This window comes from Alicyclobacillus acidocaldarius subsp. acidocaldarius DSM 446, from assembly GCF_000024285.1.
Taxonomy (GTDB): Bacteria; Bacillota; Bacilli; order Alicyclobacillales; family Alicyclobacillaceae; genus Alicyclobacillus; species Alicyclobacillus acidocaldarius.
In genome coordinates this window covers 1-7,907 of record NC_013208.1, presented here as the reverse complement: position 1 = coordinate 7,907, position 7,907 = coordinate 1, and the positions used below count along the sequence as shown (strand labels likewise).

The following is a 7,907-nucleotide window of genomic DNA, read 5'->3' as shown; positions in this document are numbered from 1 at the left end:
ACCTCCCTTTGTCAGCGCCTAGAGAGCGCGCAGGGCGCGCCCCTGCGCCGGGCCGTTCAAGGGTGCGGGTGGCACGACGATGGCTGGACTGATCACCCAGTCGGAGTCTCCGGTTCGAGTCCGGGCTTTGAGCGCCGGGTGGAGGGGCGCGACAGGAGGCTCCTTGAAAACAAACGTCGTTTGGAGGTGAGAAGCGTGGCAAGCGTTATAGGAGATGCACATGAAGAAGTGCAGAAAATGTTGCAACCGTTTCTAAACACGCCAGTTCGAATCACTTACACGAACGGTGGCACAGCGTTGGTCTTTGACAAGGTCATTCGTACTGTTAATGACACACCTAATAGTATTTTAATGGCATTCAATGATGGCGCTATTTTGTTCGAAGGGAATATCGAGATCAAACTGTCGGGCGAACTCTTGACGATCAAGCAGAACGGCGGGTGTCTGAGCTTGGTACGTTGGGCAGATTTGCCGAAGGAGTTTCGACCGTATTCTAAGGAGATTGCTAAATTGGTCGGCAGGGAGAGTGTGTAAAGGCGATCAAGATTAAGAGAATCGAGTTTTCGTACGACTGAGTTTGGAATGGAGGTTCGCTAAGTGAAGATCGTCAATTTAACACCACACGAACTCACGTTCTTCACCGACGACGGCACTGTGGTTGCGAAGATCCCACCATCCGGTTCCGTGGCGCGCGTGGCAAGCGCGAGTAAGAAGGTTGGCGAGATCGACGGGATTCCGGTCTTCAGCACGGAGTTCGGAGAAGTCGTGAACCTACCGGATCCGGCGGAAGACACGATTTATGTCGCCTCAACCCTGGTGGCACAGACCGCCACAAAGGCGGGGAGAACGGATGTGTTCAGTCCAGCAGATTTGGTGCAGGATTCGGAAGGCAATGTCGTTGGATGCAAAGGACTGCAAATGCCCGAAGGGATGAAAAAGTTGCCTACAAAGAAGTCTCATGTCTGCACACGAGAGCTTCGTGAGTACGTGTACGCACAAATTAAAGCAACCGGAGATGAATATCTCGCAAGTCGACTTCAGGGTGAATGGTACGGAGTAATCCAGACCGTTCTTCACGTTATCAAATACTTAATGCGCCTTCCGGATTTGAATCGCATCCGAGAAGACAATCTGGAAGAGGCAAAGGCTGTTGCCGATAAGGTGATTGAGTTCTTAAAGAGTGAAGCGAAGGTTGATTGAGAGGTGCCGCCCTTGTGCTAACGCCAGGTGAAGACGGCGATGGCGCAGATCGATATATGGGAGGGCAGAAATATGACGATGGCTGCATCGATAGCGATTGGGAGTTTACTGGGGAGTTTATGCGGCATCACGATAGCCGCAATACAAGAGAATCCATATCTCATGCGGTACATCAGAATGTCCGTCGCCGCAATTCTTTCACCGCTCATTGCGGTGGGGTGGGGCATTTATAAGTTCTGTTGCTTGAGGAAACAAGTTCGGTGGTGAACATGGTGTGATTGGAATAGCGACACAATTATTGGGGAGCGCACTTATCGGAACAGGTACGGGATTTATCGGACATGTGATTGCGCACCGTGAATCTGGTGTTGGATATGTGTTGTTGGGGTTGCTTTTCTTGGGCGCTGGTTGCGTGGTGGAGTTGCTGGCGTGAGGTGTTGAGTGACATGGAGTTACAGGGTCACTTAAAAGAAGCACTGGACAATACAAAAGAAGTATTCTTCTCGCTATCGATCGCAGGTTTGACGTTGCTTGTCGGTTATCATTCGCAGTCAATGTTAGTGATTGTGATGCGTGATACGGCAGCCATCTTAAGTTTACTGGCGGCCCTTCTTCGAGGTTACAAGGCGGCGTTGGATTGGAGAGTGTACTTCAGTTCGCGCAGGGCTTTGCGAGATTAGCATAACTACGAAATTCGCCCTTGCGCCCTGGGCCGAATGTGTTTCGACCCAGATCGGAGGGGCGACCTCCAACTGCAAGATCTTCACAGGAGGGATACCATGCAACCCGTCGACATGGACGGAAACCAAACGATGATGGAATGGATGTTCGAAGGCCATCGAATCCGAGTCGTCATGATTAACGATGAACCGTGGTGGGTAGCGAAAGACGTTTGCGAAGCACTTCAAATTGCCAACAGCAGAGATGCGGTTTCGCGGCTTGACGAAGACGAGAAAAATACCGTCGCCATTACCGACGGAAATCGCGGGAACCCCAACACAACTATCATCAACGAAGCAGGCCTGTATCAATTGACATTTACAAGCCGCGTTGACACAGCGAAACGCTTCAGGCGCTGGCTTGCCCACGAAGTCCTGCCCAGCATCCGCAAGACCGGCGAGTACAAGACGCCCGGACGTCGTCAGGAGTGCGACATTGCGGCGAAGCAGGTCGCCGTGATGGAGATGAAGGCGCGCACCGAGCAGGCGAAGTTGCTGGTGGACGCTGTTCACCGACTGGAACATCGGTTGTCGGATCTCCTGATCGAACGCATCCTCATTGCCAGCACGAATCTGATGGCTGGGTATGACGCGATCGGGATTCCGACAGACGGGCCGAGCTTCACGGAGCCCGGAAGGACGCGGTTCCCGGATCTCAAGCCGTACTGGAAGCCGTTTTGACGACTGCGCAAGGCTCGCCCTTGCGCCCCGCACCGGACCCATCCGATGCGGAGTGGAGGGGCGAAACCTAAGCCTCTCAATGGGGCGTCTGAAGACGCCCATTCAAATGACACCAGGGACGCCGAGCGCGCGTTCCCGGCGCGGATCGTATCGCCGTCTCGACAACACGACATGAACACTCATGAGGCGATGTGCCGCGTCAGAGCGGACCTTGGCAACTGAATATCTCAGATCCCTTCTCTCCGCCGCCGTGCCCGGCGCGCGAGCTGCAATATCACGCGCCCGATGCGTGCTGTTGTCCCTGTGCAGTTCGCGCGCTGCGCCGGGCGGCGGAGGCACCGCCCGCCTGTGGCGTTCGGCAGGCGCAAATCAATCGTGGAGCACGGCAAAGGCGAGTGTTCCGCGCTTCGGACACGTTCGCGCCTGTCGGGACGCTACAGGGTGGGATCTGCCGTCCACTGGGGCGAGGTTCACGCCACAGCCTCCTCGACGAAGATGGGTTTGGTCGGTTGCGAGTGTCCTCCTTGGGGCGGTGAACCCGTCCCGGTGGACAGCGGAATGTGGTAGTATGAAGGGAAGGTGAGCACCGTCATGCCGGAAAGCGAGGCATGGCGAGCCCATGGCTGGGCTTGGGATCCGCGGCCCGACCTTCAGTTGGACCATGATCTTTGGAAGCTTCTGCTGACCGAGATTGTGACCGACGAAGAATTGGGTTGGGTTCTAAACGGTGCCAGGTGTGCTGGGTGCCGTTTAGTATGGAACGGTCGCCAGTACAGGATAGAACCCACAATCGATCCTCGTCTTGGTTTCAACGACGAGGAAGAATGGAGCGATTTTAGGGAAAAATACCTGGTTCCTAGCGCCCAACAAATCCAGAAAGTATTGAAGTTGCTCACTATAAAAGTCCACTCAAACCAAAAATTGAGTGATGTAAAGGTGGTGTAAAGGGTATGTAAAGGGTCTGCAAAGGGTGCTGTAAAGTCAAGAATCCAGTCGTGGCGCGGTATGACCGTCGATGTATAGGTCAAAACGCGACCTTGCGAAAAATATTTTATATGCGTACGGTGTATCGTGTAAAGATCCAAATATTACACAACACACAATACACCAATCATTATATCACCTTCCTCGCCATCACCTATACAAATCTATACAATCCGCGTCATTACGCCAAAAACGCCTTTACATCGACCTATACATCACCTTTACATCGCCTTTACACCCTACTCTTCTACCTTTACTCTCTCTCCTTTTCTAAGGGGGGGAGGGGGAAAAAGGAAGCAAGGAGATTTCCTGTAACTGGTACAGCCTCCTCTCTTTTCGATTAGGTGGTTGTAAACTTCCATGGCAGGAAGAGGGGTGGGGTGTGTAAGATGGAAATTCGTTGTAAAGTGGAAAGTATATTTTGTGGATTGAGAGGTAGATAAAGTATAGCAAGTGTAACGTGGAATGTGGGAATTAGGTAGAATGTGGTTAATGTGGGGCGGTGGGGATGAATGGATTCCAAATGCCGTTTGTGCCAATCGAAGTTAAAGGAAGATGTGGTTGGTCTCTGGCTCCAGGGCACGTCCTATCGGAAGCTGGCGGAGTGGTGCGAGCAACAAGGTGAGTTCATTTCGCACTCAGCCATTGGTGTGCACCTGCTAAAGCATGAGCTGAAGGGCGATCCCGATCTGTCCGTGGACTTCCTGCGATGGTGGTTTGACGGTCTGTGTGGCTATGTGGAGATTCGTCCCATTGCGAATCGAAGAAACGACAAGGACGCGGCGGTGAAGGCGGCTCGGGCGCGACGTTCCTTCACGACCAAGGAACTTGACCAATTGCGAGACTATCTTTCGCGCGGGTACCGGGATCCCACCATGGTTCGTTGTGGCTGGTACTTTGGAGTTTGTCTGCGTGACAAGCCGGTGAAGAAGACCGAAGACGGCGAGTGGGTGGGAGGCCGTGCGGAAGATGTCGTAGCGTGCCCGGGCGTATGGGCAGACATTGACGATCACGGTGACGACGGCGACGACGAGCGGATCGCGCAAGCGGAACGCGCTTTGATTGGCCTGGGCGAGTTGGGCTTCTTCCCGAGTGCTGTCGTGCAATCTGGAGGCGGTCGAGGGCGGCACGTTTACTACAGGTTCAAACGATCTGCGGACGTAGCAACGGTGCGTAGGATCGCAGCCAAGCTCGCCGTTCTGCTTGGAAGCGATGCGTCGGTCGCGGAACCGGCCAGGATCATGAGACTTCCGGGATCCATGCACACCAAGTCGGGGCAGATCGTACAGGTAGCATGGGTTGAACGACGCGACGAAGCTCGTTATGAGCCGACTGCAATAGAAACGGCGATCGAAGAGGTGGCGAAGGCCTTGGGGATCGATCTCGATGCTCCAGAGCCTACATCGCCAAGCAATCGAGAAGAATCCATGGGAGATTGGGCACCCGTCCCGTTGGATTTCGTGAAAGAGCAGTTGCCGACAATCTGTCCGCGATTCGAGGCGTACGTTCGCGAACCCAACATGGTTTCAGAACCCGTGTGGTATCGAATGGGTTGTGTGTTAAAAGCCTTGAATCCCGCCTCTTCTTCTCTCTTTCACGAGTGGTCACAGGCTTACGATGCAGGTCCGGGCAAGCGATACAACTGGTCGGAAGCTGAGAAAAAGTTCCGAGGGGCCAAGCCCGTGGGCGTGCGATGCGCCACGTTTGAGAGTTTGGATCCGATGGAAATTTGTCGGCGCTGCGTTCACTATTCAAAGAATTCGAGTCCGGCGACGTTCGTCCGGAAGGCTTACGCGGCGCAATTAGGCTTGCCGGGCATCTACGGGAGACCTGGGCAAGACTTCACCGAAGCGGATCTGCCGAAGATGGACGGGCTTCCGGCGTTGGACAACGAAGAGGAAGCCGAAGAGGCGTGGAAAGACGGTTTGTTATCGGACGAGCAGGTGGATCCCAATGAGGCGTTCGAAACGGCCGATGCAACGTCCACATACATTGAAGGCGAACTGGAAGAGGTTTTGAGGGAGCGGGACGAGCGTGTTTTGGCTACGGGCGCCGTGCCCTCAGACTACTGGCGACAGCAGGGCATGAGATTTGACATTGCGGCGGATTGGATGAGGAATTCCGGTTTTCGTGCGGTGGAGTACGACGAGGAGAAGGAAAAGTATAAGCTTGTGCATATTGATTTCGTCCGGGCTCTCTATGAAGACTTCCCGTCGTACTACTTCTACTCAGGCATCAACTTGTACAACGGAAAATATTACGACTTCAAGAAGTCGGACGCGGCGTTTATCAAGCGGTTCATGGCGCACGCGCTCATGACGGAACATAAGCACTGGGTCACTCCGACGATGCTGAATAATCTGTTCACGCTGTACAAGACATGGCTTGAGGCGGATGAGGTGCGGAATGTTGAGGATGCGAAAGTCAGCAGTTTCTTCGACACCGACCCGCTGTTTCCTGTGCAAAACGGGATCTTGGATGTCAGTTCGTTGAAACGTCCTGTGATGCGGGACTTCTCACCGGATTATCTGGTCACGTGGCAGATTGATGCCGCGTGGTTGCGCGAGTGGGAAATGCCCCGACGTGGACATTGGACACTGGCGATGGAGCAGGCGGAGAAAGACGTGAGCGACCTGTTCCGCGAATTCGACTTGTCGGAAGAGACGACGACAGCACTTTTTGAAGCGATTGGCTACAGTTTGGCCAAGTTCGATGTGGACGAACAGCGCTACTTCGTGTTGCTTGGCCCAGGCTACAACGGTAAAGGCACCTTGCTTCGGTTGCTTGAGAGCCTGTTTGGGAAGTTCGTGGAGACCGTCACATTACAAGAACTTGTGGAGAATCGATTTGCAGCAAGCCGTTTGGCTAGAGCGTCGATCAACATCGTCGCCGACGCCTCGAATCAGACGCTCAAAGATACAGAGACCATCAAAAAATTAACTGGAAATGATTTGCTTACTGCAGAAATGAAGTACCGAGACGCGTTCCCGTTCCGACCGCGGATCAAGCTATGGATGGCATCCAACCACCTGCCGCCCACGCCGGACGGTAGTTTTGGATTCTTCCGCAGGCCGTTGATTTTCCCGTTCCATCGCCAATTGCCCATGAAGCCTGCGGACTGGGAAAGGCGGTTGAGGACGCCCGAGGCAAAGTCCTACTTACTGTACTTGGCCATTAAGCACTATCTGAACATGCGCGCGGAAGGAAGAAAACTTACAGAATCAAAGGAAATGCTAAGAACGAGAATGGATTACTGGGCTGCCAACGATATTGTTCAGGCTGCGATCCAATACGGAATCTTTGAATTTCCGGACTCGCAGAACAAGGATCGCAAGGACTACGTGGTGCCGCGCGCACTTGCAACCAAGGCGATTGAGTTGTTTGCCGAAGAGTTGGGGCGTAAAAAGGTCAGCACCAACACGTTGCTGGAACGCCTGCGTGGGAACTACGCCGATATCAAGGAGGTGTTTGCAACGTGCGAGGACGGCAAGCGCCGCCACGTATGGGAGGGGGTGCGGTTGGGCGAGGTCGCGTATGAACTGAAGCGCGTTCGCCATGTGCCGGATCCTCGAACGGGCGAGATGGTGGTGATTACGTCATACCTGATGGACGAGTACGAAGCGGAAGTCAAAAAAGGCGCTGAAGCGGTTCGGAAGCGTTGGGACGCCAACAAGTATGCTGGGAGGAAGGTTCAATGATGAATTTCGAGTTCATGGAGCGAATCACCAGCACCGAGACGTACGAGTGGATTGGGCTGTTGCCTACGCCAGTCCTTCGAGAATTGGCAACTGGTCAGCAGTTACGAAATTGAGCTTTCGCTTGAGACCAAGAGAAACGGCGCGTTTGTTTGGAGCCAACTGCAGCCGCCAAAAATCATTCGAGAGTTGAGTCCAGCGGAAAAGTTTCGTGTCGTGTCGATCGGAAAGGAGCTTGAAGCGCGACACAAAACGATCACGATGGGGATCGAAGATTATCTACAAGTCAACGTGGAAAACTCCAACGACGCGACAGCGGAAGAGACAGCACAAGGCGAAACAGCCGGGCACACAGCATGAACAGCGGAGGGTTCGCCTCCGCGCCGCGCTCCCGAAAGCTCGGGGGGCGAGGTGGGGCGGCGAACAGGCCGCCCCAATCTAAGGCTCGGCATGGCGCGGCGAGCCCTGGCGCGGTAAGGCGCGGCGCGGTTTGGTGTGCCGTGGTAGGGTGTGCCGTGGTAGGGTGTGCCATGGCGAGGTATGGCGTGGTCGCTTCGCCCGTTGTGCGCTGTGCACCTTGGTAGTGCGCGAAAACAGCGGGCACCACAGCCCACCGCCAGGTGGGTGA

7 protein-coding genes are annotated in these 7,907 nt (G+C 54.3%); all 7 read left to right on the top strand.

From position 1 onward, the window contains the following. Positions 1-195: 195 nt before the first annotated feature. On the top strand, positions 196-534 hold the full coding sequence (locus AACI_RS15520) for a hypothetical protein (protein ID WP_012812256.1): 339 nt from the start codon (positions 196-198) through the stop codon (positions 532-534). A gap of 63 nt (positions 535-597) precedes the next feature. Beyond that, on the top strand, positions 598-1,200 hold the full coding sequence (locus AACI_RS15515; protein ID WP_012812255.1) for a hypothetical protein: 603 nt from the start codon (positions 598-600) through the stop codon (positions 1,198-1,200). Positions 1,201-1,646: 446 nt separating this feature from the next. Next, complete coding sequence (locus AACI_RS15505) at positions 1,647-1,880, top strand: hypothetical protein (protein ID WP_041708621.1); 234 nt, start codon at positions 1,647-1,649, stop codon at positions 1,878-1,880. Positions 1,881-1,979: 99 nt separating this feature from the next. Beyond that, positions 1,980-2,600 carry a BRO-N domain-containing protein gene (locus AACI_RS15500; protein WP_012812253.1) on the top strand — a complete coding sequence of 207 codons (621 nt, stop codon included), beginning with the start codon at positions 1,980-1,982 and terminating at the stop codon, positions 2,598-2,600. 591 nt (positions 2,601-3,191) lie between these two features. After that, complete coding sequence (locus AACI_RS15495; RefSeq protein WP_041708619.1) at positions 3,192-3,545, top strand: hypothetical protein; 354 nt, start codon at positions 3,192-3,194, stop codon at positions 3,543-3,545. A gap of 551 nt (positions 3,546-4,096) precedes the next feature. After that, a complete protein-coding gene (locus AACI_RS15490) occupies positions 4,097-7,282 on the top strand; it encodes a DNA primase family protein (RefSeq protein ID WP_012812252.1) in 3,186 nt (1,061 codons plus the stop codon). 51 nt (positions 7,283-7,333) lie between these two features. Continuing rightward, positions 7,334-7,639: a hypothetical protein gene (locus AACI_RS16800; protein WP_041708617.1), complete on the top strand. Its 306-nt coding sequence runs from the start codon at positions 7,334-7,336 to the stop codon at positions 7,637-7,639. Positions 7,640-7,907 lie beyond the last annotated feature (268 nt).

Excerpts from the sequence above, each read along its gene's own strand:
- AACI_RS15505 (WP_041708621.1), top strand. The coding sequence starts at position 1,647 with ATGGAGTTACAGGGTCACTTAAAAGAAGCACTGGACAATACAAAAGAA.
- AACI_RS15500 (WP_012812253.1), top strand. The coding sequence starts at position 1,980 with ATGCAACCCGTCGACATGGACGGAAACCAAACGATGATGGAATGGATG.
- AACI_RS15495 (WP_041708619.1), top strand. The coding sequence starts at position 3,192 with ATGCCGGAAAGCGAGGCATGGCGAGCCCATGGCTGGGCTTGGGATCCG.
- AACI_RS15490 (WP_012812252.1), top strand. The coding sequence starts at position 4,097 with ATGGATTCCAAATGCCGTTTGTGCCAATCGAAGTTAAAGGAAGATGTG.